The 25,582-nt window shown below is 56.6% G+C and carries 19 protein-coding genes; 12 read left to right on the forward strand and 7 right to left on the reverse strand.

Features of this window, described 5'->3' with window-relative positions:
• Positions 1–121: 121 nt before the first annotated feature.
• A complete protein-coding gene (locus ACEWZM_RS05745) occupies positions 122–1,138 on the reverse strand; it encodes a sugar ABC transporter substrate-binding protein (protein WP_414005525.1) in 1,017 nt (338 codons plus the stop codon).
• Positions 1,139–1,309: 171 nt separating this feature from the next.
• Here ACEWZM_RS05745 and ACEWZM_RS05750 point away from each other — a divergent pair, with 171 nt between their 5' ends.
• On the forward strand, positions 1,310–2,512 hold the full coding sequence (locus ACEWZM_RS05750) for an ROK family transcriptional regulator (RefSeq protein ID WP_414005526.1): 1,203 nt from the start codon (positions 1,310–1,312) through the stop codon (positions 2,510–2,512).
• A 33-nt stretch (positions 2,513–2,545) separates the two neighbouring features.
• Here ACEWZM_RS05750 and ACEWZM_RS05755 read toward each other — a convergent pair whose 3' ends face one another.
• Both ACEWZM_RS05755 and dnaE read right to left on the reverse strand, forming a co-directional pair.
• Entirely contained in the window at positions 2,546–3,076 is a 531-nt protein-coding gene (locus ACEWZM_RS05755; RefSeq protein ID WP_414005527.1) for a GNAT family N-acetyltransferase, read from the reverse strand.
• A gap of 599 nt (positions 3,077–3,675) precedes the next feature.
• A complete protein-coding gene (gene dnaE, locus ACEWZM_RS05760) occupies positions 3,676–7,188 on the reverse strand; it encodes a DNA polymerase III subunit alpha (protein ID WP_414005528.1) in 3,513 nt (1,170 codons plus the stop codon).
• A 381-nt stretch (positions 7,189–7,569) separates the two neighbouring features.
• Here dnaE and xdhA point away from each other — a divergent pair, with 381 nt between their 5' ends.
• From xdhA to ACEWZM_RS05795, 7 genes are all read left to right on the forward strand, one after another.
• Positions 7,570–8,997, forward strand: coding sequence for a xanthine dehydrogenase small subunit (gene xdhA / locus ACEWZM_RS05765; protein ID WP_414005529.1), 1,428 nt, complete (start codon positions 7,570–7,572; stop codon positions 8,995–8,997).
• Positions 8,994–11,294, forward strand: a complete 2,301-nt coding sequence (gene xdhB, locus ACEWZM_RS05770) for a xanthine dehydrogenase molybdopterin binding subunit (protein ID WP_414005530.1) — start codon at positions 8,994–8,996, stop codon at positions 11,292–11,294. Before xdhA ends, xdhB begins: the two co-directional genes overlap by 4 nt.
• A 2-nt stretch (positions 11,295–11,296) precedes the next feature.
• Positions 11,297–12,247 (forward strand): xanthine dehydrogenase accessory protein XdhC, encoded by a 951-nt coding sequence (xdhC, locus tag ACEWZM_RS05775; protein WP_414005531.1) that lies wholly within the window; start codon positions 11,297–11,299, stop codon positions 12,245–12,247.
• Entirely contained in the window at positions 12,244–13,761 is a 1,518-nt protein-coding gene (locus tag ACEWZM_RS05780) for an ABC transporter ATP-binding protein (RefSeq protein ID WP_414005532.1), read from the forward strand. Before xdhC ends, ACEWZM_RS05780 begins: the two co-directional genes overlap by 4 nt.
• A gap of 117 nt (positions 13,762–13,878) precedes the next feature.
• Positions 13,879–14,961 (forward strand): ABC transporter permease, encoded by a 1,083-nt coding sequence (locus ACEWZM_RS05785; protein ID WP_414005533.1) that lies wholly within the window; start codon positions 13,879–13,881, stop codon positions 14,959–14,961.
• A gap of 108 nt (positions 14,962–15,069) precedes the next feature.
• Positions 15,070–15,990: an ABC transporter permease gene (locus ACEWZM_RS05790; RefSeq protein WP_414005534.1), complete on the forward strand. Its 921-nt coding sequence runs from the start codon at positions 15,070–15,072 to the stop codon at positions 15,988–15,990.
• Positions 15,991–16,062: 72 nt separating this feature from the next.
• Positions 16,063–17,139: a BMP family ABC transporter substrate-binding protein gene (locus tag ACEWZM_RS05795; RefSeq protein ID WP_414005535.1), complete on the forward strand. Its 1,077-nt coding sequence runs from the start codon at positions 16,063–16,065 to the stop codon at positions 17,137–17,139.
• Positions 17,140–17,248: 109 nt separating this feature from the next.
• On the opposite strand, the gene ACEWZM_RS05800 is transcribed toward ACEWZM_RS05795, so the two are convergent.
• Positions 17,249–17,860 (reverse strand): CDP-alcohol phosphatidyltransferase family protein, encoded by a 612-nt coding sequence (locus ACEWZM_RS05800; RefSeq protein WP_414005536.1) that lies wholly within the window; start codon positions 17,858–17,860, stop codon positions 17,249–17,251.
• A gap of 121 nt (positions 17,861–17,981) precedes the next feature.
• Between ACEWZM_RS05800 and ACEWZM_RS05805 the strand changes: the two genes are divergently transcribed.
• Genes ACEWZM_RS05805 through ACEWZM_RS05815 form a run of 3 tightly spaced genes read left to right on the forward strand, consistent with a single transcriptional unit; the run spans position 17,982 to position 20,736 of the window.
• A complete protein-coding gene (locus tag ACEWZM_RS05805) occupies positions 17,982–18,980 on the forward strand; it encodes an aldo/keto reductase (RefSeq protein WP_414005537.1) in 999 nt (332 codons plus the stop codon).
• The gene (locus ACEWZM_RS05810; RefSeq protein ID WP_414005538.1) at positions 18,977–20,056 is read left to right on the forward strand and encodes an NAD(P)/FAD-dependent oxidoreductase; all 1,080 of its coding nucleotides are present in this window, start codon (positions 18,977–18,979) and stop codon (positions 20,054–20,056) included. The genes ACEWZM_RS05805 and ACEWZM_RS05810 overlap by 4 nt, the downstream gene beginning before the upstream one ends.
• Positions 20,056–20,736, forward strand: a complete 681-nt coding sequence (locus ACEWZM_RS05815; RefSeq protein ID WP_414005539.1) for a DUF938 domain-containing protein — start codon at positions 20,056–20,058, stop codon at positions 20,734–20,736. Before ACEWZM_RS05810 ends, ACEWZM_RS05815 begins: the two co-directional genes overlap by 1 nt.
• 49 nt (positions 20,737–20,785) lie before the next feature.
• Here ACEWZM_RS05815 and ACEWZM_RS05820 read toward each other — a convergent pair whose 3' ends face one another.
• Entirely contained in the window at positions 20,786–21,265 is a 480-nt protein-coding gene (locus ACEWZM_RS05820; protein WP_414005540.1) for an Lrp/AsnC family transcriptional regulator, read from the reverse strand.
• Positions 21,266–21,367: 102 nt separating this feature from the next.
• Between ACEWZM_RS05820 and ACEWZM_RS05825 the strand changes: the two genes are divergently transcribed.
• The gene (locus tag ACEWZM_RS05825) at positions 21,368–22,555 is read left to right on the forward strand and encodes a diaminopropionate ammonia-lyase (RefSeq protein WP_414005541.1); all 1,188 of its coding nucleotides are present in this window, start codon (positions 21,368–21,370) and stop codon (positions 22,553–22,555) included.
• Positions 22,556–22,692: 137 nt separating this feature from the next.
• On the opposite strand, the gene ACEWZM_RS05830 is transcribed toward ACEWZM_RS05825, so the two are convergent.
• Both ACEWZM_RS05830 and ACEWZM_RS05835 read right to left on the reverse strand, forming a co-directional pair.
• A complete protein-coding gene (locus tag ACEWZM_RS05830; protein ID WP_414005542.1) occupies positions 22,693–25,200 on the reverse strand; it encodes a GcvT family protein in 2,508 nt (835 codons plus the stop codon).
• Between the two features lie 217 nt (positions 25,201–25,417).
• The gene (locus ACEWZM_RS05835) at positions 25,418–25,558 is read right to left on the reverse strand and encodes a hypothetical protein (RefSeq protein WP_414005543.1); all 141 of its coding nucleotides are present in this window, start codon (positions 25,556–25,558) and stop codon (positions 25,418–25,420) included.
• Positions 25,559–25,582: the final 24 nt, after the last annotated feature.

Consider the following 25,582-nt stretch of genomic DNA (forward strand, 5'->3'; position numbering starts at 1 on the left):
TTCGCATCGGTACAAAAGGGGCGATGTTGCCACCGCCCCCTGATGATAGCACCACCGCGGTACCTATTGTTAACTCTCGGGGACTGATCTTGGGTCGACCACTATAGGCCACCGCGTAGGGTCATCCCCAGCAGAGGTTGGTGCCCTCAGCAGTGTCGATGCTTTCAACGCCCTCTGTCGGCTGGTCCGTGACCAGCGCCACACCAGTGTCAAAAAACGCCTTGCCAGGAGTTGGCTCTGGTTTCTCGCCGGTTGTCGCCCAAGTGTTGATCGCCTCAATGCCCTTTGACGCCATCAAGAGCGGGTACTGCTGCGAGGTCGCACCAATCACGCCGTCTTTGATGTTCTGAACACCGGGGCAACCACCATCGACCGAAACAATCAGCACGTCGTTTTCACGTCCGATTGACTTCAACGCCTCATAGGCACCAGCGGCGGCAGGCTCGTTGATAGTATAGACCACATTGATCATAGGATCTTTGGCCAGCAGGTTCTCCATCGCGCGGCGACCACCTTCTTCATGTCCTGAGGTGACATCATTGCCAACAATGCGTGCGTCGGTTTCATCGCCCCATTTGTTGGGATCGCCAAGATCAATGCCGAACCCCTGAAGGAAGCCCTGATCGCGCAGCACCCCCACAGTAGGCTGACTAACCGCCAGATCCAGCATGGCGATTTTGGCATTCGCGGCCTCATCACCAAGGCTTGCGGCAGCCCATTTTCCGATTAGCTCACCAGCCAGGAAATTATCGGTGGCAAAGGTCGCGTCGGCGGCGTCAATCGGATCCAGTGGCGTATCCAATGCAATCACCACAAGCCCAGCGTCCCGTGCTTGCTGAACCGCAGGCACAATTGACGATGTGTCCGAAGGGGTCAGCAGAATACCCTTTGCCCCGTCAGCAATACAGGTCTCAATCGCGGCGACCTGTGTCTCGTGGTCACCGTCTACCTTCCCGGCAAAGCTCTTAAGCGTCATGCCCAGCTCCGCGGCCTTAGCCTCGGCACCTTCCTTCATTTTGACGAAGAACGGGTTGGTATCGGTTTTTGTAATCAGGCAAGCGGTAACGCCCTCTGCAGCAAATGTGGTGCCGGTCATAGCGGCAAATCCAATAGCGGTACCCAATAGCAATTTCTTCATGATGTCCTCCCTCAGCATCACAATGAATACAATAAACAGGACGGGCTGGCCGTCATGTCGCCCACAGAGAGCCGTGATTCTAGTCTCCCTGTCAATAAGTAAATCAACTTGACTTATTAAAGCGATATCCGCACTTTTCAATAATCTCAAAGCGTGATTAGGGTCAGCCGCATGGAACAAGAGCAAGCCAGATCCCTGAGCGGCGGCGTAAACCAGACCGGAGTGCGCGTTTTTAACGAACGTTTGATCCTCTCTTTGCTGCAACGTAACGGCCCCATGCCTGGCAGCGTGCTGGCCCGTGGGACCGGGCTCTCCCCGCAAACCGTTTCGGTCATCTTACGAAAACTGGAAACCGATGGGCTGCTGCAACGCGGAACCAGCCAGCGCGGCCGCGTTGGCAAACCTTCCGTTCCAATGGGGCTCAATCCTGACGGCCTGTTCTCCTACGGCCTCAAGATTGGCCGCCGCAGCGTTGAGGTCCTGCTTATGGATGTCTGTGGCGCCGTGCGCCAACAGCTACGACTGCGCTATCCCTATCCGACTCCTACAGTGGTCTTCGATTTTCTGCGCGACAGCATGGTACAGATTGAGGCCACGTTGCCGACAGCGCTACACACACGGATCTGCGGCATCGGCGTCGCGACGCCCTACCAACTCTGGACATGGCACGCCCAGATCAATGCGCCAGAAAAGGCGCTCGAAGACTGGCAGTCCGTTGACTTCGCGGATAAAATATCAAAATTCAGCGCCCTCCCCGTACATGTGGTCAATGACGCGACCGCCGCCTGTCGAGCCGAACATATGTACGGCCGAGGCAAAGCCTATCGCGACTACGCCTATTTCTTTGTCGGCGCTTTCATCGGCGGCGGAGTGGTGCTCAATCATCGTGTGTTAGAAGGCCGTCAAGGCAATGCGGGTGCGCTCGGCTCCTTGCCCGCACGTGGCTCGGACGGGCGAGAAGCCAAGCTCTTGGACCTGGCCTCCCTCCATCTACTAGAGCAGCGCCTGCGCGATGCTGGCAAGGACCCCGGGCAGCTCTGGCAGCCACCAATGGATTGGTCTGGGTTGGAGAGCGAGGTCGATCCCTGGCTCGATCAAGCTGCCGATGCGATCGCCCGCGCGAGCCTTACCACCTGCGCTGTGTTTGACTTTGAGGCCATACTGATCGACGGCGCCTTACCCGACAGCACCCGTGACGCGCTGGTTGAACGCGCCCGAGCCTCACTCAGTAAACTGGACGCGCGCGGCCTCATTCTGCCACGCATTGATCCCGGCGCGATTGGCCCGAACGCCCGTGCTATAGGCGCTGCCAGCGGTCCGGTGATCTCGCAGTATCTTCTGGACACCAACTCGGTCTTCAATGCCGCGCTCTAGTGCTATACCAAAAATATCGATCTGGCTTCTAGGTCAGACCACACAGCGCCGTGCAAAGACATCATTGAGATAAGACTGATCATCGATCACGAACACCGTATCGCCGACCCTTGCAAATCCCTGAGAGAGGTAAAAGCCCTTAGCACCCACGTTTTCTGCATTGCTCGCCAGCCATACATCGCTCACGCCCACGTCAGCACAATGTGCCAGCCCCGCCCGCAACAGTGCAGCACCGATACCTCGCCCATGGTGGTGTGGCTGCACATAGAGCGTTTTTATCTCCACATCCGAGCAACCCGTAACCGGCGCCGGGCTACCTCGGCTGATGCGGATATAGCCATCAATACCGATCTTGTTTTGCGAGACAATGAAATACTCCTGCGGGTTCGCCAGATGCATCTCAAACCGCGCGGCCGTCAGCTCTGCCAACGCATAATCCGCAAAGAACCCGCTCACCCCCTCACGCAGATAGGTGCCGATCCAGACCTCGATCGACAACGCTGCAAGGCTGGAGGCATCCGCCATATCTGCAACCCGTAGGGTAAGGCCTGGATGGTCAGTCATGTGGGCGGCATGAATTATGTGAGACGGGCTCTGACATCACGCCCAAAAGCCCTGGATTCCGCCATCGCTAAACCGCAAATAAAAAGCCCATCCTGTTAGACCACAATTCACAAGTAATAGAACGGCAAAGGTAATAGTCGCACCGATATATCTTTTACAAACGTTGGGGAACTTTCTCCCAGGCCGGGAGGTATCATTCAAGTACTTCTGCCAACCAACAGGTTTTGATTGCGAGTCACCACCACCATAAATATATGCCTCCAGTAAACCACTGTATTCACCTAAGGCCTTCAAGATCGAATAATCGACCTTCAAACGGTACAAACAAAGGCCACAAAAAATTGTACTTATTGACAATATATATTCAATCCCAACCGGCGGCCCACCTGCATTAAATTTGGAAACAAACCACCCATAAAATGCTGCGTACCCGGACAATATTACTATTTCCAAACGCCAAATGGCCTGTAACGCCATTCGGGTTTGGATCCGGTTCTGCTCCCACTCAGATCTAGCAAAATCTAGATTTATGTCGGAGTATCTACCCCCAATTGAACAATCCGAACTCATCATATGACTTCCTCAAGTTGCGCCCTCCCTCAGATCTCCTCTACATCCATCACCCCGTCCAGCGACTTTAGCGCGCCTTTGATTTGAGGGTTGATGGGGAAGGGCTGGCCTAGATCCATCTCAACATCCCCCGGCAGGCCGGGATCCTGCAGGTACATATAAACCTCCCCACGCGCGGCGTTGCGGGCGGCGGATTTGGCGTCTTCCAGCACCTGTGCCACCGTCGCCACGGCCTTCGCGTCCGAGACATAGACCCGCAGCGAACTGCGTCCGGCATCGGCAATCGCCGCATCCACCGGCCCGACAGAGCGCACCAAGAGCTTCAGCTGATCGCTCTCCATCGTAGCCTCGGCGGTGATCACCACCTTGGCGCCGGTTTCCAGAAATTCGCGTGATTTCTCCAGCACTTCGGAAAACAACGTAACCTCATAGCCGCCGCTGGTGTCCGACAGCTGGGCAAAGGCAAAGCGGTTGCCGCGTGCCGATTTACGCTCCTGCCGACCCGCGACAACACCGGCCATCTTGGCCATGAACGGCCCGCGCTCTGCCTTGGCCGTGACCTCGTCCAGCGTCATCACATCCTTTCGCTTCAGAGCGGGCATATAGTCATCCAGCGGATGACCAGAGAGATAAAAACCAATGGCCTTGAACTCCTCACTCAACCGCTCGGCTGGCAGCCAGTCCGGAGTTCCAGGCAGACGTGGTTCCGGCAGGTCCTCTCCGGCCTCACCAAACAGCGACACCTGGCTAGAATTGCGCTGGTCATGGACCGCGGCAGAATAGTCTACCAATGCGCCCAGACTGTCGAAGACCCGGCGGCGATTGCTATCCAATTGATCAAAGCCCCCCGCCCGCGCCAGCATCTCCAGCGGTCGTTTGCCGACTTTTTTCAAATCCACCCGGCGGGCAAAATCAAACAGCGTGGCAAAGGGCTTATCCTGCCCGCTTTCACGCCGCGCTGTTGTGACCAGCCGCATGGCCTCGACACCGACATTTTTCAGAGCGCCCAGCGCATAGACCAGTTCTCCTTTGACCACATTGAACGTCGCTTCGGAGCGATTCACGCAAGGTGGCACATAGGGCAGGCCAAGGCCCTTTTTCACTTCCTCAAAGTAGATCGCCAGCTTATCCGTCAGATGGATATCGCAGTTCATCACACCGGCCATGAATTCCACCGGGTGGTTCGCCTTCAACCAACCAGTCTGATAGCTGACAACAGCATAGGCCGCAGCGTGCGATTTGTTGAAACCGTAGTTTGCGAATTTCTCAAGAAGGTCGAAAACCTCCGAAGCTTTCTTGGCCGGTACGCCATTTTCTGCAGCGCCTGTTTCAAACTTCGGGCGTTCCGCGTCCATCGCCTCCTTAATCTTCTTACCCATCGCACGCCGCAATAGATCCGCGCCGCCAAGCGTGTAGTTCGCCATCACCTGGGCGATCTGCATCACCTGTTCCTGATAAACGATAATACCCTGCGTCTCCTCAAGGATATGGTCAATCAGAGGGTGCACCGACTGGATTTTGCGCAGGCCGTTCTTAACCTCACAATAGACAGGAATATTCTCCATCGGGCCCGGCCGGTATAGCGCCACAAGCGCCACGATATCCTCAATACAGGTCGGCTTCATACGCTTCAGCGCATCCATCATGCCGGTGGATTCCACCTGAAACACCGCCACAGTCTTGGCCCGGGAATACAGATCGTAAGTGGCCACGTCATCCAGAGGAATAGCGTTGATCTGGTTTGCCGCGCCCTCTGGAGGGTCATAGAGTTGTTTTCCATTCGCCGCGACATGCAGATCACGGCCCGATTGGAAAATCAGATCCATAGCATTCTGGATCACAGTCAGCGTTTTCAGGCCGAGGAAGTCGAATTTGACAAGACCGGCCTGTTCGACCCATTTCATGTTAAACTGGGTAGCGGGCATATCGGAGCGCGGATCGCGGTAAAGCGGGACCAGCGCATCCAGTGGCCGGTCGCCAATCACAACCCCCGCCGCGTGCGTACCAGCAGAACGCAGCAGCCCCTCGACCTGCATGCCGTATTTTAGAAGCCGGTCAACAACCTCTTCATTCTCGGCTTCCTCGCGCAGTCGCGGTTCCTCGCGCAAACTGTCCACAATGGACATCGGCTTCACCCCTTCAACCGGGATCAGCTTCGACAGCCTGTCTACCTGGCCATAGGGCATCTGCAATACCCGTCCCATGTCGCGCACGGCCGCCTTCGACAACAATGCACCAAAGGTGATGATCTGGCCGACCTTGTCGCGACCGTACTTCTTCTGCACGTATTTGATCACCTCTTCCCGGCGATCCATGCAGAAATCGATGTCGAAATCTGGCATCGACACACGTTCTGGGTTGAGAAAACGTTCAAACAGCAGCGAATACCGCAGAGGATCAAGGTCGGTGATCGTCAGCGCATAAGCCACAAGCGAACCGGCGCCAGACCCCCGGCCCGGCCCCACGGGAATATCGTGATCCTTGGACCATTGGATAAAATCGGCAACAATTAGGAAATAACCGGGAAATCCCATCCCCTCGATAATGCCCAGTTCGAAATCAAGCCGCTCCTGATACTCCTCCACGCTCACCGCGTGGGGAATCACCGCCAGACGCTTGTGCAGGCCGTCGTTGGCGATGCGGCGCAGTTCGGCCACTTCGTCATCAGCGAATTTCGGCAGAATTGGGTCGCGCCGATACGCCATAAACGCACAACGTTTGGCGATCTCAACCGTGTTCTCAATCGCCTCGGGCAGATCGGCGAACAACGCAACCATTTCCTCTTGGCTTTTGAAATAGTGCTGCGCAGTCAGGCGGCGACGCGGCTCGGCCTGATCGACATAGGCGCCCTCCGCGATGCAAATCATCGCATCATGCGCCTCGTACATCTCGGTATTGGGGAAATAGACGTCATTCGTAGCAACCAACGGAAGGCCCATGGCATAGGCCATTTCAACATGGCCTCGCTCGGTCTGCTTCTCCGCCTCCGGCTGGCCGTGTTCGCCCGGATGGCGTTGCAATTCCACATAGAGCCGATCCGGGAAGATCGCCTTCAACCGCTGCATAAGCGCCTCAGCCGCCGGGCGTTGCCCCTGTTGCAACAGCTGCCCAACTGGCCCGTCAGGCCCGCCACTCAAACAGATTACATCCTCGCAATGCTCCGCCAGTTCTTCCAGTGTCACATGCGCCAGCTCACTACCCTCACGCATATACAAACAGGAATTGAGCTTCATCAGATGCTCATACCCGGCCTCACTCTGTGCCAGTAAGACCAATGACGCAGGAGCTTTCGGTCGCTCGCCTGGTGCAGACGCCGCAAACCGCAGATCCACCTGACAGCCCATAATAGGCTGCACCCCGGCACCGCTGGCCGACACGGAGAATTCCAATGCTGCGAACAGGTTATTGCTGTCTGTAACCGCAATCGCGGGCATCTCATGCTTCTTGCACAGATCCGGCAGCTTTTTCAGTCGCAGCGCGCCTTCCAATAGCGAATATTCGGTATGGGTGCGCAGGTGAATGAATCGAGGAGAACTTGTCATGTCTCCAAGCTATCGCCGCCGCCGCCAAGGTTAAAGCGCTTCCGCACCCAAGTTTCGAAGTTCACGCACCAAAGTGTTAGCCATCCAGTGCCAAGATATTAGGCGCTTATTCTTCCGCTTTCTTTGAAAGTCTTATCAGCCCGCTCCGGAACCGTGCACCGATCCGTCACTAAGCTGTTCAAAAGTAACGGCATACGGCGGCACACCGCAAGGATCTTGCGCCTTAGCCCCACTCCATGGCAGAGTCAATTTTCCTTGCCATAACAACACCCTGCTTTCTAGGCTATTGGCAACAGATCTACCAAGGCCCGCCATGTCTTCTACGTCGCATCGAAGGGGTGGCACCAAGGGAAAACCAAAGTAACGCGACGGGTTTCTGACATGACAATCACCTTTCAACTGAACGGTGAAGAAGTCGCGCTGACCGGGATCTCCCCAACGGCGACGCTGCTGGATTGGCTCCGCGAAGAGCGCGGCCTCACCGGCACCAAAGAAGGCTGTAACGAAGGCGACTGTGGCGCCTGCACGGTGATGGTCACCGATGGTCAGGGCGCAAAGCCGCTCAACGCCTGTATTCTGTTCCTACCCCAACTACATGGTAAATCCATCCGCACAATCGAAGGTGTCGCAGGCCCCGATGGACAGCTGCATCCTGTGCAAGAGGCAATGGTCACCCATCATGGCAGCCAATGCGGTTTCTGTACGCCGGGTTTCATCATGTCGATGGTCACCGCCCATAAAAACGGAGCGCTGGATCATGACGATCAACTGGCAGGCAACCTTTGCCGTTGCACAGGCTACGCCCCGATTATCCGCGCTGCAGAGACGGCCACAGAGGCACCGGTGCCTGAATGGATCGCCGCCGAAGCCCCTCTCGACGCATCCGAAGCACTCCGAGGGGAGGCCCCAGTTACGCCCGAAGCCTCGCAACGTCCAACCAATGCCGATGAACTCGCAGCTGCCTATGCGGCGCGACCAGATGCGACCTTGATTGCAGGGGCTACAGATGTAGGTCTCTGGGTCACAAAACAGCTGCGCGAGCTGGACGATGTGATCTTTCTGGATGGTTGTGATGATCTAAAACAAATAAGCAAGGATGCTGATGGCAGCTTGCGCATCGGCGCAATGGTGGACATGAACCGACTGCGCGACGAAATTGCGCTTCGTCACCCTTCCTACGGCGAAATGCTGCGCCGCTTTGCCAGCCAACAGGTCCGAGCGGCAGCCACCATCGGCGGCAATATCGCCAATGGATCACCCATTGGAGACAACCCACCGGCCCTGATTGCGCTAGGTGCTATGCTACACCTGCGCCACGGCGACAACCGCCGTAAACTGCCGCTGGAAAGTTTCTTCCTCGACTACGGCAAACAAGACCGCGCAGATGGCGAGTTTGTCGAGGCGATCACACTGCCGGCACAACCCACAGGTCAAGCGGATAACCTGCGTGTCTACAAGCTATCCAAACGCTTTGATCAGGATATTTCTGCGGTGCTTGGGGCCTTCAATCTGGCGGTGACAGATGGCATAATAACAGACGCTCGCATCGCCTTCGGCGGTATGGCCGGAGTGCCCAAACGTGCGGGCGATGTTGAAGCAGCGCTGATCGGGCAAAACTGGTCCTTGGCCACTATCGCTATGGCTCAGAAGAAGTTTGGCAGGGATTTCACACCAATGAGCGACATGCGCGCCTCAGCGGATTACCGGTTGGACGCAGCAGCCAATATGCTGTCACGTTATTTTGCCGATATTGACGAAGCCGCCGCCAGTGATCCTTTGCCCTGTCACGTGCTGGAGGTGAAGGGATGAGCGTCACAAAATCACTTCCCCATGATGCCGCACGGCTGCATGTAACCGGTCAGGCGCGCTATGTGGATGACATCCCCACCCCGCGTGGCACGCTGCATCTAGCCTTTGGCCTTGCGACTGTAGCAAGCGCTGACATCGCTGCGCTGGATCTGGATGCTGTGCGTCACAGTAATGGCGTGGTGACCGTACTTACAGCAAAGGATCTGCCGTTTGACAATGATGTCTCGCCATCCGCCCATGATGAACCACTATTGGCCAAGGACACGGTCCATTATCTCGGCCAGCCGGTGTTTCTGGTGGTCGCAACGTCACACCGTGCAGCCCGTGTAGCTGCGCGCAAGGGTCAGATTGACTATGCCGAACGCCCGGCCCTGCTGACACTGGAAGAGGCGCTGGCCGCAGACAGCCGGTTCGAGGATGGCCCCCGCATCTACCAAAAAGGCGATGCGACTACCGCCATCGACTGCGCTACCCATGTGATTGAAGACACGTTTGATATCGGTGGTCAGGAACATTTCTATCTGGAGGGACAGGCCGCATTGGCCGTACCGCAGGAAGATGGTGGGATGCTGGTCAACTCATCCACCCAACACCCAACTGAAATCCAGCACAAAGTGGCCGAGGCAATTGGCCTGCCGATGCACAGTGTCCGGGTAGAGACACGGCGCATGGGTGGCGGGTTTGGCGGTAAGGAAAGCCAGGGCAATGCTCTGGCCGTGGCCTGCGCCATTGCTGCACGTCAAACAGGTCGCACCTGCAAAATGCGCTATGACCGCGATGACGATATGACCATCACTGGTAAGCGTCATGCCTTCCGCATTTCATACCGCGCAGGCTTTGATGCCAATGGCCGCGTCACGGGCGTAGAGTTTATTCACATGGTGGATTGTGGCTGGGCGCAGGACCTATCCTTGCCCGTCGCCGACCGCGCCATGCTGCACAGCGACAATGCCTATGCGATCCCCGCAATCCGGATTGAGAGCCATCGGCTCAAGACCAACCGCCAAAGCGCCACCGCCTATCGTGGCTTTGGCGGACCGCAGGGAATGTTGGGAATCGAACGGGTGATGGATCACGCGGCGCATAAACTAGGTCTTGATCCCGTCGATCTACGTCAACGCAACTACTATGACGCCGCCGACGCCCGCGACCCTGCCAAGGATAACACCACCCCCTATGGGATGGAGGTCACCGATTTTGAACTTCATGGGATGACTCAGCAGCTGCTCGATGACGCAGACTATACCACCCGCAAGGCTGAGATCGCGACTTGGAATGCTGGGAATGACCGGATGAAGCGAGGGATTGCCTTCTCGCCAGTAAAATTCGGTATCTCCTTCACGCTAACCCATCTCAATCAGGCAGGTGCGTTGGTGCATGTCTACAGTGACGGCTCGGTGCATCTGAACCATGGTGGCACCGAAATGGGGCAGGGCTTGTTCCAAAAGGTCGCGCAGGTCGCCGCCAGCCGCTTTGGTATCGGGCTGAAAAAGGTGAAAATCACCGCAACCGATACGGCCAAGGTCCCGAACACCTCAGCCACCGCAGCTTCCTCCGGGACCGACCTCAACGGCATGGCTGTAAAAGCCGCCTGCGACACCATTCGCGACCGCATGGCGACCCATCTGGCCGAGCTCTATCAGGTCACTCCGTCGGAAGTTGAATTTAGAGCTGACGCGGTGAAGATTGGCTCAGAGAGCCTGCCTTTCGCCCACGCCGCACAGATTTGCTACGAGGGGCGCATAAGCCTGTCAGCCACCGGGTTCTACAAAACGCCGTCCCTGAATTGGGACCGGATCAAGGGTGAAGGGCGACCGTTTTTCTATTTTGCCTATGGTGCCGCCATCACCGAGGTGGTCGTAGATCGGCTTACTGGCGAAAATCGCATCCTGCGCGCTGATGTGCTGCATGATGCAGGGGCGTCATTGAACCCGGCACTGGACATAGGCCAGATTGAAGGCGCTTATGTGCAAGGCGCAGGCTGGCTCACAACCGAGGAGCTGGTCTGGGACAAGCGTGGTGCGCTGCTGACCCACGCGCCCTCAACCTACAAGATTCCTGCCTGTTCAGATCGACCCGACGTTTTTAACGTCGCGCTTTGGGATGGGGTAAATCGAGAGGACAGCATTTACCGCTCCAAGGCAGTGGGAGAGCCGCCGTTTATGCTGGGAATTTCTGCCTTGCTAGCCCTGAGCGATGCCGTGGGGCAGTTTGGCGCCAGCTACCCTGCCCTGAACGCGCCCGCCACGTCAGAAGAACTCTGGCGAGCTACTGCACAGCTTGAGACGAGCTTATAGAAATGGGGTTTGATCTTAACGATCTGAGCAGAGCTATTCACAGGCATGGCCCAGTTGTTAGGGTGGTGATTGCGGCCATTCGCGGCTCCTCCCCACGCGAAGTCGGCGCTGCGATGCTGGTCTGGGCAGGTGGTCAGTCCGGCACCATCGGGGGTGGCGTGCTTGAGTATGAGGCGGCTGAAGCTGCCCGTCGCCAGATGCAAGATAACAAGGCACGGGTGCAAACCGTGCGGGCGCTGGGTCCTGATCTTGGTCAATGCTGTGGCGGCACTGTCACCTTATGGAGCGAGATTTACCGCGCTGAGGATCTGCTAGATATGGATCCAGACGTTATCCTGCGATCCCTGAACCTCAGTGAAGGCGACCCACCGTTAGCGCTGCGCCGTCAATTGGCGCTGACGCGCAGTCAGGGCCATCGACCGGTGGCACAGTTAGTCGACGGCTGGCTACTGGAACCTGTGCACCATGCCGAAACACAGTTGTGGATTTGGGGGGCAGGCCATGTGGGCCGCGCGCTAATACATGTACTAGCCCCGATGCCGGATCTGGACATCACTTGGGTCGACACAGCGCCGGAGCGCTTCCCCACAGAAGTTCCTGAGAATGTCACTGTGATTCCGGCCGCAAAGCCCGCGGTATTGATGCCTCATACTCCTGAAAATGCACGGCATTTAGTGCTGACCTATTCCCATGACCTGGATCTGGCGCTATGCCACGCGTTATTGCAGCGCGGTTTTGCCTTTGCCGGTGTGATCGGGTCTGCCACCAAATGGGCGCGTTTCCGGTCGCGGTTGGCGGATCTGGGGCACGGGCCGGATCAGATCGCCCGGCTAAGCTGTCCGATCGGCGATCCTGCCCTGGGAAAACACCCTCAGATGATTGCGGTTGGGGTAGCGGCGGATCTCTTGCGCTTGAGCGCCACAACCGAGTTAAAAAAGGACAGACGCGCGTGACCCAACCCCTCTTAAGCCTGCAAGGTTTGACAAAGGCCTATCCCGGTGTTGTCGCAAACGATACGGTCTCTTTTAATATCGGTGCAGGAGAGGTTCATGCCCTGCTCGGCGAAAATGGTGCCGGGAAGTCTACTTTGGTCAAAATGATCTATGGCCTGGTGAAGCCAGACAGCGGCAAGATGCTATTGCGCGGCGAGGCATATGCCCCAAGCGAACCGCGCCAGGCCCGCGCCGATGGTATCGCCATGGTATTTCAGCATTTCTCATTGTTTGATGCGCTAAACGTGGCAGAAAACATCGCGCTTGGGATGGAGACCCCACCACCGCTACGAGATCTGGCCAACCAGATACGTAAGGTTTCGGAAACCTACGGCCTGCCGCTTGACCCGTTTCGCACAGTCGGAGATCTGTCCGCCGGTGAGCGTCAACGGGTAGAGATCATTCGTTGCCTTTTACAAGACCCGAAGCTGTTGATCATGGACGAGCCGACCTCGGTACTGACCCCGCAGGAAGTGGAAATTCTGTTTGAGACGTTGAAGAAGTTGCGCGTCGAAGGCACTTCAATTCTATATATATCGCACAAGCTGGAAGAGATCCGCACGCTGTGTGATCACGCCACCATTCTGCGATTAGGTAAAAACGTCGGCGAATGTGTACCCGCCGAAACTTCGGCAGGGGATATGGCCGAGATGATGGTGGGCACCGCCTTGCAGACGCCGGAACGCTCCGGTCGCGCCCTTGGTGAGGTCGCCCTGGATATTAACGGCTTGTCGGTGCCCGCTCCCTCATCCTTTGGCACCGCTCTGAAAGATATCCGTATGACCGTCCGCAAAGGTGAGATCCTTGGCATCGGCGGCGTTGCCGGCAACGGTCAGGATGAACTGCTGGCGGTCTTGTCGGGCGAGACCACGACAACCGCCGACGGTGTCACTATGCATGGGGCACCTGTGGGCAATCTGGGCCCCGTAGCGCGCCGCCGACTGGGTATTCTAGCAGCACCCGAAGAACGACTGGGCCATGCTGCCGCCCCGGATATGAGCCTGACAGAAAACGCAATGCTGACCGCAGCAACCCGCGAAGGTTTATCCAACCAGGGATTCCTAAAATGGGGCGCGGCCGCTGATTTTGCCAAACGAGTTATCAAGGAATTTGACGTGCGCACGCCGGGACCGGAAAACGCCGCACGTTCACTCTCGGGCGGGAACCTGCAGAAATTCGTGATTGGCCGCGAGGTATTGCAACGCCCGGAAGTGCTGGTGGTGAACCAGCCGACTTGGGGCGTGGATGCTGCCGCAGCAGCGGCCATTCGCCAATCGCTTTTGGATCTGGCTGCGAACGGCACTGCTGTGATCTGCATAAGCCAAGATCTGGATGAGCTGATGGAAATCGCCGACAGTTTTGCAGCACTGAACGAAGGCCGACTAAGCGCGCCACGCCCCACTGCCGGGCTGAGCGTCAATGAAATCGGCCTTATGATGGGCGGTGCACACGGCATGGAGGTGGCGCATGTCTGAGCCACTGAATTCGAATCGAACGCAGTTGCCACAATGGGCCGATGGCTCTGTCAGGCGTAATTTCGGAACGATGACAAGAACCGGAGACCTAATCTCCGGCCAAGAGGGGCAACAGGGATGATCCGGCTAGAGAAACGACCGCAGCCTTCGCGGGCCTGGTCCTTGGCAACGCCGTTGGTGGCGGTTCTGGCAACAATGATTGCGGGCGGCTTGTTGTTTGCAGCACTTGGCAAAAACCCGGTGGAGGCCATCCGCACGATTTTCTGGGACCCTCTGTTTGGCGAATTTTCCTTTTATTACCGTCCACAGTTGCTGATCAAAGGCGCACCATTGGTGCTGATTGCCATCGGACTTAGCCTCGGCTTTCGCGCCGGTATTTGGAACATCGGGGCTGAAGGCCAATATATTATGGGTGCCATCTGCGGTGCGGGTGCGGGCCTTGCCTTCTACCCGACGGAGTCGGCTCTGATCTTCCCATTGATGGTGCTGGCAGGTGCTCTCGGCGGCTGGGTTTGGGCGACGATACCAGCCGTGCTGAAAACTCGCTTTGGCACCAATGAAATCCTGGTCTCGCTCATGCTGGTCTACGTAGCCGAGCAGTTTCTTGCCTCGGTCTCGCTCGGATTATTGAAAAACCCGGAGGGCTTTGGCTTCCCAGGCTCACGCAATCTTCAGGCCTGGGACAGTGCTCATAATGCCGAGCTGGTCACTGGTACTGGCCTGCACTGGGGCGTGGTCGCTGCTTTGATTGCCGTCATCTTCGCCTACGTTCTGCTGAACCGCCACATGCTAGGCTATCATATCCGGTTGACCGGTGAAGCTCCTCGTGCCGCTCGCTTTGCCGGGGTGAAACCAACGCGACTGATCTTGTTCTGTCTCGGCACTTCGGGTGCGCTGGCAGGGCTTGCCGGATTGTTTGAGGTCTCCGGTCCTTCTGGTCAGATCAGCATTGATTTCAACGTTGGCTATGGGTTCACGGCGATTATCGTGGCCTTTCTGGGCCGTCTGCACCCAGTGGGCATTCTGTTGGCAGGAGGGTTGATGGCGTTGACGTATATTGGCGGCGATATCGCCCAGTCGAACATGGGTCTGCCATCGGCCGCAATACAGGTGTTCCAGGGGATGTTGTTATTCTTCCTCTTGGCCCTAGACCTGTTGACCAATTTCCGCGTTACCCTGCTCAAGCCGGAGGCAACATAATGCAAAGGCTCGCAACCTGGCGACTTACCTTGCCTGCGGCCTTTACGTCAGGCCTGCCCCTTGCCCTGCCGCTCTATTTTGCCTTGCGTGAAACGAGGAACGCCTAATATGGATCTTTCAGCAATCAATCCGGTTCTCCTCATCGCCTCGCTGATGGTCGCGGCAACACCGATCCTGATCGCTGCGATCGGCGAGTTGGTGGTCGAGAAATCGGGCGTTCTAAACCTCGGTGTTGAGGGCATGATGATCACTGGCGCCATCGCGGGTTTTGCCACTGCGGTGGAAACCGGCTCGCCGCTTCTTGGCTTTGTTGCGGCAGCTGTTGCCGGTGCAGCTCTATCCGTCTTATTTGGCTTTCTCACTCAATTTGCACAAGCCAACCAGGTGGCATCTGGTCTGGCGCTGACGCTGTTCGGCCTTGGGTTATCGGCGCTGATGGGGCAGTCCTATGTCGGCGTCAAACCTCCCCAAATGGGGGATATCCACATCCCAATCCTAAGCGATACTCCAGTTGTGGGGCCGATCCTCTTTGGTCATGATATCATTCTCTATTTTGGCATTGCACTGACGGCATCGGTCTGGGCGCTGCTAAAATTTTCCCGCGCAGGGCTGATCCTGCGTGCGGTGGGTGAAAACCATGATGCCGCCCATGCGCTTGGCTACAAAGTGGTTCGGATACGCCTGATGGCGATCCTGTTTGGCGGCGCATGTGCCGGTATCGGGGGCGCTTATATCAGCCTCATCCGGGTACCGCAGTGGACCGAGGGTATGACGGCGGGCGTCGGCTGGATTGCACTGGCGCTGGTGGTCTTTGCCAGCTGGAAACCTTGGCGCGCTTTATTGGGTGCCTATCTTTTTGGCGGCGTCACTGTGGTGCAACTCAATCTTCAGGCTGCGGGCGTTGCCATCCCGGTCGAGTATCTGGCAATGTCGCCTTATGTAATCACAATTGTCGTGCTTGTTATCCTTTCCGCGGACAAGAGCAGCGCACCTGCAGCGCTTGGTCGCAATTTCCATGCTTCGCGCTGATCTGGTGTGTGGCGGAACCTCTGTCCAGGGTCCTCTCCTGGGCACAACAACAAAAACGGGGAGTCCCTAACTATGAAACTCAATACACTGCTGACCAGCGCCGCCATGGCGCTTGGCCTGGCAACCAGCGCCATGGCAGCTGACGACAAAACCAAAGTGGGCTTTGTCTATGTGGGCCCGGTTGGCGATGGTGGCTGGACATTTGAACATGACCAAGGCCGCAAGGCGGTTGTAGAAGAATTCGGTGACAAGGTCGAAACCGTCTATGTCGAAAACGTCGCCGAAGGCCCCGACGCAGAACGCGTGATGACACAGATGGCGCTGGAAGGTGCAGATCTGATCTTCACAACCTCTTTCGGCTACATGGATCCCACCATCAATGTCGCCAAGAAATTCCCCAAAGTGAAGTTTGAGCACGCCACCGGCTACAAACGCGCGGACAATGTCTCAACCTACTCCGCACGTTTCTATGAAGGTCGTGCAGTGCAGGGCCATATCGCAGGCAACATCACTGAAAGCAATATCATTGGCTACATCGGGTCCTACCCAATCCCTGAAGTGATCCGCGGCATCAACTCGGCCTACATCCATGCCAAGAAGGTAAACCCTGACGTCGAGTTCAAAATCGTCTGGGCCTTCACCTGGTTCGACCCGGCAAAGGAGGCCGATGCAGCCAAGGTTCTGATTGAACAAGGCGCTGATGTGATCCTGCAGCACACCGATTCCACTGCACCACAGGCGGCGGCTCAGACGGCGGGCAATGTCTACACCTTCGGTCAGGCGTCAGACATGGCAGAATATGGCCCGAAACCACGCGTTTCGTCGATCATTGACGACTGGGCACCTTACTATATTGCCCGCACGCAGGCAGTGATGGATGGCAACTGGTCCAGCACGGACACCTGGCATGGTATCGGCGAAGGCATGGTAAAAATCGGCGAGATCACCGACGCAGTTCCCGCCGCTGTGAAAGAAGAAGCGCTGGCGCTGCAGGCCTCATTGGCCGATGGCTCCTACCATGCGTTTACCGGCCCGATCAAAAAGCAGGACGGCAGCGACTGGCTGGCAGAGGGTGACACCGCTGACGATGGCACATTGGCTGGCATGAACTTCTTCGTAGAAGGTATCCAGGGTGACATCCCGCAGTAAGCGACACGGATCGTCCTGATTACAAACACAAAAAAGGCCCGCTTCTTTGGCGGGCCTTTTACGTGGTGCTGACGGGGCCGGCTACGTTTGGACAGCCTGGTTCCCAAGATCATTCCTGTTGAAACACACGCCGTGCCAACAGAATCCGCGATGTCGCCGTGACCAGACACAGCACACCAAAAACCCAGGCCAATGATGCAAACCACTGCGGCAAGATACACAATAGGACAAAGAAACCGATAGTCTCTGCCCCCTCTAGCAAACCGCCAGTAAAATAGAGCGTCTTCACCCCACGCGCTGTGCTCTTCATCTTTTGTTTTTCGGCCAGCACTGCATAGCCTAGAAAACTGGTTCCATTGACATAAAAGGTCATCAATAAAAATGCACCTGCAGCACCGTTTCGTACCGGGTCAGCCAGCACAAACGCCAACGGAATTGCGCCGTAAAATAGAAAGTCGCATGTAATATCCAGATAACCGCCAAAATCACTTGGCTCACTGGCGCGGGCCACCGCTCCGTCCAATCCATCGGCCAGTCTAGACAAAAGTAACGGCAGTAGCGCCAGTGTATACATGCCACAGGCAATCATCCCTGCTGCCAGCAGTCCCAGCGCCAACCCAATAAGAGTGACCTGATTGGCGCTGATCCCTGCCCGCGCAATCACTTGGCCTTGCGCGTTCAACACTGGGTCAATCAACGGGCGAATTTTTGAATCAAACATATTTTTCCCTACCTTGCGACCGGGAGCTTTGCCACTCACGATTATGATAGGGTATCGCAAGGGTATCTCTCAGATCTCTTTGTACCCAGCCCTTGTCATTTTGCGCTTTTGGTTACATCAGATGCGTGCCAACCTCCGCGCCATGACAGATCTACAGACATCCGCACGCACCACCCCGCTGACAAGCCTTGATGGCACCGTTGCAAGCGACCTTGCCTTCGGCACCATGCAATTTGGCGGCCGCGCCGATGCAGGCCAATCAGCTGCAATGTATGATGCCTGCCGTGCTGCAGGGATCACCCATTTCGACACTGCCTGGATCTACACCGATGGCACAAGCGAAGAGATCCTTGGCCAGTTGATCAAGAGCGAGCGCGACAGCCTGTTGATCGCCACAAAGGTAGCCTATACCGGCGGCGCAGGGGCGCAAAACATCCGACGACAGTTTGACCAATCGCGCAGAAGACTCAGTCAGGATATGGTCGACATTCTCTATCTGCATCGGTTCGACCCTGATACAGATTTGCGAGAGAGTCTGGAGTGCTTGGCCAGCCTGCGAGAAGCCGGACAGATCCGCTATCTTGGGCTATCAAATTTTGCAGCGTGGCAGGTGATGAAGGCAATCATCGCCGGCCAGACATTTGACCTGCGTCCCGCGATCCTGCAACCGATGTATTCCCTGATCAAACGCCAGGTCGAGGTTGAGATCTTGCCAATGTGCGCCGATCAGGGCATCGCCGTTGCGCCCTATTCGCCGCTGGGCGGCGGCATGCTGACAGGAAAATATAGCAACGCACCCCATACTAACGGCAGCCGTGGACGGCTGGACGAGGATCCGCGTTATGCTGAACGCTATGGCCAGAAATGGATGCAGGAAACCGCTATGGACCTCATCACATTGGGACAAGAGATGGACGTAGCCCCGGCCAGTCTCGCCGTGGCTTGGGCTGCCGCTTATGGAGCAAATGTGACGCCGATCATCTCAGCCCGCTCAGTTGAGCAGCTTCGCCCTTCACTGGCTGCACTTGATATCGACATGACAGCTGATCTTTACGCACGGGTTTCGGCATTAAGCCCACGTCCCGCGCCCGCAACCGACAGGTTGGAGGAGCAAAAATGACAGAAGTTGACTATCTGATCATTGGCGGTGGACTAGCTGGTCTGAGCGCCGCTGCAGCCCTCGCACCAACCGACGCACGCATTCTGGTACTGGAGCGGGAAGAAGCGCTTGGCTATCACTCATCGGGCCGCTCTGCCGCCATGTTCGAGGCCCATTATGGCCCTGCGCCGGTGCAAGTCTTAAGTCAGGCAAGCGAAGCACACCACCGGGATCAGAAATGCCTTAGCCCGCGTGGCCTGTTGCTGGTCGGGCGGGCCGATCAAGCCGAGATATTCGAGGCTGATTGTACGGCGCTGGCGTTGAACAAGATCTCAGTTGCAGAAGCCTGTGAAATGATTCCGGTGCTTGATCCCGAACAGGTCAGCTTCGCTGCCCACCACAGTGCGGCGATGGATCTGGATGCAGATCTGCTATTGCAGGGATTTGCAAAAACCCTGCGTGCCCATGGTGGCGAGATAAGAACCCGCGCCGCCGTCAGCGCATTGAGCCGCTCAGAGGATGGCTGGCAGGTTCGCTGTGGCGAGGATCAGATCGCGGCAAAAACCGTTGTTAATGCAGCCGGGGCTTGGGCGGATGAGCTGGCAAAGATGGCCGGCATCGCTCCCATCTGCCTACAGCCCAAGCGCCGTTCAATGGCGCGGCTACCCGCGCCCGGCGGCCATGACGTTAGCCGCTGGCCCATGACCATGGGCGCGGGAGAAACATGGTATGCCAAACCCGATGCGGGCAAGCTGCTGGTCTCTCCCGCCGAGGCAGATCCGGTCGCCCCTCATGACGCATACGCCGATGACCTTGTGCTGGCCGAAGGGCTCGCCCGCTATGAGGAGATGGTGACAACCCCGGTGACCCGGGTCGAGCACAACTGGGCCGGATTGCGTAGCTTTGTGGCCGACGGTATTCCGGTGCTGGGTCCGGATCCCGCCGACCCCAGCTTTGTCTGGTGCGCAGGTCAGGGCGGTTATGGCGTGCAGATCTCGCCAGCTGCTGGACGATTGATTGCTGCTCTGGTCACCGGAGCGGCAGCCGAATTCGATGCTGCCACCGTTGCGGCCCTTAGCCCTGAGAGGTTGCGCTGATGGTCGTTCGCACCGTTCCCGGAGAGGCCTCTGTCGCATTATCTGATGAGGGTGAGAAACTGTTTGCTCCATCAGCCGAGCGCAATCTGGGCCCGATTGCCGATCTCTTGGTACAGATTGCTCCAAAACCCTCTGACGGAAATGCTCCCCGCCTCCGTGCGTTGGAAATTGCCAGCGGTACTGGCCAGCATGTGATCGGCTTTGCCGTCTGCTGCGGACATCTGAACTGGCAGCCAACTGACGTGGATCAGGCTCGCTTAAGCAGCATCAACGCCTATGTCGCCGACAGCGGCTGCACCAATATCTCGCCTGCCCTGCAACTGGATGCAACCGAAGCCCCCTGGCCCGATACCATAGGGAAATTCGATCTGATCGTACTGTGCAACTTATTGCATCTGATCAGCATACCCGAGGCACAAGCTCTGATCCAAGGGGCTGCGACCCACCTGGCACCGAGAGGGCAATTCGTGATCTACGGCCCATTCAAACGTGGCGGCGTGCTGACCAGCGACGGCGACCACGCATTTCACTCCAAGCTAGCCGCCCACGATCCAGAAGTTGGCTACAAGGATGATTTCGACGTGATGGACTGGCTACAATCGAACGGTCTGGACATGTCAGAAGTCATCGAAATGCCTGCCAACAATCTGGCGCTAGTGGCCATGCAAAAGCCCGGATAACATCAGAGGCGAGCGGCCGCCATGCCTTCTGCCGTCGTCTCGTCACATGTTAGATATTCAGCTGCATCGAAACTTTGGTTCTATCCATGGTGACAAAAGTTCGAAACTTCCGAATGTTGTTATTCGGAAAGAACAGCCGTTGGGTTAGCGCCTCATATTCAGACATATCGTCGACAATCACAATCAGAATGAAATCGACTTCGCCGGTGATATAGTAGCATTGCTGGATTTCAGGCGCGTCTTGAAAGCTACGTTTGATGTCATCAATCCGGCCTGCTGTCTCAGACCTAAGCTCGACTTCCACCAGAATAGTGAGCGGCATCTGAACCGCCTTTGGATCGATCTGGGCGGTCTGAGCACTGATAACACCATCCATCTCCATACGCCGGATACGCCTTTGCACCGACGCGGTTGAAAGGTTCACCGCCTCACCAATCTGACGCTGTGGCTTGGTGCAGTCTTTCTGCAAGATCCGTAGAATCGCCAGATCGAAGGCATCTAGGCTGTGCGATATATTTTCTTTTCTCATGAACTCATTCTGCAAAATATTCTCATCAACTTCCACAAATTCGACGACCGTACTCGCGCTTGGTGACGTATTTTTGCAAGAACGCAAAAATAGGAGCGCAAAATGCTAGGAATATATGAAAATACACAGTCGGAACTGTTCACCAGAATACCGTCACTTGGCGCGGCCGTGACGGAGACACTATCCCGACGCGCCTTTGACGACGCCGCAGGTGAAATATTCACTTGGGATGGGTATGAACCAACACCTATGCCGAACCTGACCGGTTTAGCGGATCAACTTGGCCTACAGGAAATCCACTACAAGCATGAAGGCTCAAGATTTGGGTTAGGAAGTTTCAAGGCTCTGGGAGGGGCTTATGCCACCTTGCGTGTTCTACAGCGCAAACTGTCAGAAACCGTAGGTCGCGATGTTACCGTTGCAGAAATTCAGAACGGTGACTTCGCAGCTCAGATTGCAGAGTCGACCGTGATCTCGGCAACCGACGGAAACCACGGGCGTTCTGTTGCTTGGGGAGCAAAACGGTTTGGTGCAAATTGCCGGATTTACATCCATGCGGAAGTGAGCCCGTTCCGGGAGCGCGCAATGCAAGACCTCGGCGCAGAGGTCATTCGCATCGATGGCGACTATGATGCTACCGTCGCGCAAACCCGCGTAGATGCCGAAAAACACGGTTGGATGATTGTGTCAGACACCTCTTGGCCCGGCTACACGCAGCCACCACTGGATGTCATGGCCGGATACGGTGTTATGGCCCGCGAGATCGTGCGAGACCTGCAGGTACCCCCGACGCATGTGTTCCTGCAAGGTGGTGTCGGTGGGCTGGCTGCAGCAGTGATCGCGGTTTTTCATCAGGAGTGGGGCATCGCCTCTCCACGAAGCATCATAGTTGAACCGGAATTAGCGCCCTGTCTCTTTGCCAGCGGTAAAGCAAATACACCGACATCTGTCAAAATTCGTGAAGAAACCATGATGGCTGGGCTGTCTTGTGGTGAGCCGTCACAGAGCGCCTGGGAAATCCTTGGCGAGTCCGTAGATAGTTTTATGACCATTCCTGAACATCTGGTTGCTCCAACTGTCCGGATGCTCGCAAACGGAGACTACAGAGATCCCTGCATCGACGCTGGTGAAAGCGCGGTCGCCGGTCTCATCGGGCTGATGTGCGGCGCCCTGGATCCAAAGTTGCGGGCAGATCTAAAACTGGACGCTGACTCTCGTGTTGTGATCATCGGCTCCGAGGGGATCACAGATCCAACAGTGTTCAAAGACATCATAGAGGGACGCATCTGACAGGTATTAGTCTGTAACGGCAAGGCCCGACCTCTCGGTTCCGACACGACTATCCCATTTAGGAAGAAAGCCCCGGCACATTGGCCGGGGCTTTCTTTAGCTGTGACTGAACAAAGGAGCGCAGGCGCTGCTTGTGATCACCCATTTTGGCGGATGGTTTCATTCTTAGGGTCATAGGGGCTGTCGCAGGTGACTACAGCGTCCCAGAGTTTATCCTGAATCTTGACTTGCAGCTTAGTGCCTTCCACTGCCTGCTCGGGTTTCACGTAGCCCATGCCGATGGACTTCTCGAAAGCTACAGAATAGCCGCCCGAGGTCAGGCGTCCCACGCGCTCACCCTCAGGCGTGTAGAGCACTTCGCGACCCCACGGATCCGCGTCATCTGGCCCATCGATCAGCAACGTACAGCATTTTACGCGCACGCCAGTTTCGACCATTTTGTTCTTGCCGTTGAAATCCTTTTCAAGGTCGACAAAGCGGGGCAGATCAGCCTCCAGCGGAGTAGCATCCCGGCCCAGTTCGTTGCCGAAGGCGCGGTATGACTTTTCCTGACGCAGCCAGTTCTGGGCACGGGCGCCGACAAGCTTCATCCCATGCTTCTCGCCTGCCTTTTCAAGCAGATCAAAGAGGTAGTTCTGCATCTCGATCGGGTGATGCAGCTCCCAGCCAAGCTCCCCAGTGTAGGCCACACGGATTGCATTGACCGGGCACATGCCCAATTCGATCTGACGTGCTGAAAGCCATGGGAAACGTTTGTTTGTCAGCGCCGTCTCAGGATCGGCGTCGACGATCACCTCTTTGAGCACATCACGCGATTTTGGACCGGCGATGGCAAAGACACCCCACTGTGTAGTGACGTCCTGAATCTCGATGTAGCCGAATTCTTCCATCTTATCCTCTGCGGCTTTGCGCAGAAAATCAGCATCGTATTCAGTCCAAGCGCCTGCAGATACGAGGTAGTAGTTGTTCTCACCGTTGCGAACGATTGTGTATTCAGTGCGGGTCGTGCCTGCTGCAGTCAGCGCATAGGTCAGGTTGATACGGCCAACCTTTGGCAGTTTGTTGCAGGTGAACCAATCCAGAAATTGGGTGGCACCAGGGCCCTTGACCACATGTTTGGTGAAGGCAGTCGCATCCACCAGTCCGACGCCTTCGCGGATCGCTTTGGCTTCATCAACAGCGTGCTGCCACCAGCCGCCCCGGCGGAAGGAACGCGCATCGTGGTCAAAGTTTTCAGGCGCATCAACAGGGCCAAAATAGTTTGGACGTTCCCAGCCGTTGACCCAGCCAAACTGTGCGCCGCGCGCCTTTTGACGGTCGAATGCAGGCGCAGTACGTAACGGCCGCGCTGCAGGGCGCTCTTCGTCCGGGTGGTGAAGGATATAAACATGCTCGTAGCATTCTTCATTCTTGCGCGCTGCAAACTCGGTGGTCATCCAGTTGCTGGAGTATCGCTTGGGATCCAGCGAGGCCATATCGATCTCAGCTTCGCCCTCGACCATCATCTGCGCCAGATAGTAACCAGTACCGCCCGCAGCCGTGATCCCAAAGGAGAAGCCTTCAGCAAGCCACATATTGCGCAAACCCGGTGCCGGGCCAACCAGCGGGTTGCCATCTGGGGTGTAGCAGATTGGGCCATTGAAATCGTCCTTTAGGCCGCTCTCAGCACAGGATGGTACACGTTCTGCCATCGCCATATACTGATCGGCGATCCGGTCCAGCTCCAGCGGGAACAGATCGGCGCGGAAACTATCGGGAACACCGTGCTCAAAACGCGCAGGCGCGCCACGCTCATAGATCCCAAGAATCCAGCCTCCACGCTCTTCTCGGGCATAGGATTCGTTGTCAGCGTCACGCACAACCGGGTGTTCAGGGTTCCCTGCTTCGCGCCATTTGACCAGCTCTGGGTCTTTGTCCATAACGATGAAAGTGTGCTCAACCGGGATAGCAGGCATCTTGATGCCCAACATCTTTGCGGTACGCTGTGCGTGGTTGCCCGACGCCGTCACAACGTGCTCAGCAGTGATCACCACCTTCTCGTCGCTCTCGATCAGGTTGCCACCTTTCTCCACCATCTTGGTGCAGGTAACTTCCCAATGGGTGCCTGTCCAATGGAACGCATCTGCTTGCAGTTTACGGTGAATATCGACGCCACGTTGACGCGCGCCCTTGGCCATCGCTTGGGTCACGTCAGCAGGGTTAATATAGCCATCTTCTGTATGGTAGATCGCCCCCTTCAGGTCGGAGGTCTCAATCAGTGGCCAGCGTTCCTTGATCTGATCAGGAGTCAGCCATTCATAGTCCACATCGCAGGTTTCCGCGGTCGAGGCATAGAGCATGTATTCATCCATGCGCTCATCCGTCTGGGCCATACGCAGATTGCCAACCACAGCGAAGCCCGCATTAAGGCCCGTTTCTTCTTCCAGCTGCTTGTAGAAATCCACCGAATATTTGTGGATGTGTGTAGTCGCATAGGACATATTGAACAGCGGCAATAGACCGGCCGCGTGCCAGGTCGAGCCTGAGGTCAGCTCATCGCGCTCAATAAGCATAACGTCGTCCCAGCCTGCCTTGGCCAGATGATAGGCGATCGAGGTGCCGACAGCGCCGCCGCCGACGACCAATGCTTTGACTTGGGTTTTCATGGGCCCGCTCTCCGGAAAATGATGACTCGTTTGCAGGGAGTTATGCCCCGCCTGCGGATTTTGCGCCAAATCCATCCGACCCAAAACACGACAAAACCGACCTTACGTCGCCCGGAAAGCAGGTTTCTGTCCTATACACGCCGGTTTTCGTGTTTACTGCTGAGATTGAAAGCCCGAATTTTCCCGGTTGGATAAACCAGTTCGTGCAGTCCGGGGCTTAGCCTGCCAGAACATCGTCGTCTTCTGGTACGGTGCGTAAGACCCGACAATCAGAAGCCTCGCGCTCATCCACCGCTTGAGTTTTAGAACCGATATTTCCCCATGCGGTGAAGTCGCTGACATGCGTAACGTTTTTCATGCGGCTCACCTTTGGAGAGGAAAA

This window comes from Phaeobacter cretensis, assembly GCF_047372505.1.
GTDB classification, from domain to species: Bacteria; Pseudomonadota; Alphaproteobacteria; order Rhodobacterales; family Rhodobacteraceae; genus Phaeobacter; species Phaeobacter cretensis.

Excerpts from the sequence above, each read along its gene's own strand:
- ACEWZM_RS05825 (WP_414005541.1), top strand. The coding sequence starts at position 21,368 with ATGCTAGGAATATATGAAAATACACAGTCGGAACTGTTCACCAGAATA.
- ACEWZM_RS05785 (WP_414005533.1), top strand. The coding sequence starts at position 13,879 with ATGATCCGGCTAGAGAAACGACCGCAGCCTTCGCGGGCCTGGTCCTTG.
- ACEWZM_RS05755 (WP_414005527.1), bottom strand. The coding sequence starts at position 3,076 with ATGACTGACCATCCAGGCCTTACCCTACGGGTTGCAGATATGGCGGAT.
- ACEWZM_RS05805 (WP_414005537.1), top strand. The coding sequence starts at position 17,982 with ATGCGTGCCAACCTCCGCGCCATGACAGATCTACAGACATCCGCACGC.
- ACEWZM_RS05835 (WP_414005543.1), bottom strand. The coding sequence starts at position 25,558 with ATGAAAAACGTTACGCATGTCAGCGACTTCACCGCATGGGGAAATATC.
- ACEWZM_RS05815 (WP_414005539.1), top strand. The coding sequence starts at position 20,056 with ATGGTCGTTCGCACCGTTCCCGGAGAGGCCTCTGTCGCATTATCTGAT.
- xdhC (WP_414005531.1), top strand. The coding sequence starts at position 11,297 with ATGGGGTTTGATCTTAACGATCTGAGCAGAGCTATTCACAGGCATGGC.
- ACEWZM_RS05745 (WP_414005525.1), bottom strand. The coding sequence starts at position 1,138 with ATGAAGAAATTGCTATTGGGTACCGCTATTGGATTTGCCGCTATGACC.
- ACEWZM_RS05820 (WP_414005540.1), bottom strand. The coding sequence starts at position 21,265 with ATGAGAAAAGAAAATATATCGCACAGCCTAGATGCCTTCGATCTGGCG.
- ACEWZM_RS05750 (WP_414005526.1), top strand. The coding sequence starts at position 1,310 with ATGGAACAAGAGCAAGCCAGATCCCTGAGCGGCGGCGTAAACCAGACC.
- ACEWZM_RS05810 (WP_414005538.1), top strand. The coding sequence starts at position 18,977 with ATGACAGAAGTTGACTATCTGATCATTGGCGGTGGACTAGCTGGTCTG.
- ACEWZM_RS05790 (WP_414005534.1), top strand. The coding sequence starts at position 15,070 with ATGGATCTTTCAGCAATCAATCCGGTTCTCCTCATCGCCTCGCTGATG.
- xdhB (WP_414005530.1), top strand. The coding sequence starts at position 8,994 with ATGAGCGTCACAAAATCACTTCCCCATGATGCCGCACGGCTGCATGTA.
- dnaE (WP_414005528.1), bottom strand. The coding sequence starts at position 7,188 with ATGACAAGTTCTCCTCGATTCATTCACCTGCGCACCCATACCGAATAT.
- xdhA (WP_414005529.1), top strand. The coding sequence starts at position 7,570 with ATGACAATCACCTTTCAACTGAACGGTGAAGAAGTCGCGCTGACCGGG.
- ACEWZM_RS05795 (WP_414005535.1), top strand. The coding sequence starts at position 16,063 with ATGAAACTCAATACACTGCTGACCAGCGCCGCCATGGCGCTTGGCCTG.
- ACEWZM_RS05830 (WP_414005542.1), bottom strand. The coding sequence starts at position 25,200 with ATGAAAACCCAAGTCAAAGCATTGGTCGTCGGCGGCGGCGCTGTCGGC.
- ACEWZM_RS05800 (WP_414005536.1), bottom strand. The coding sequence starts at position 17,860 with ATGTTTGATTCAAAAATTCGCCCGTTGATTGACCCAGTGTTGAACGCG.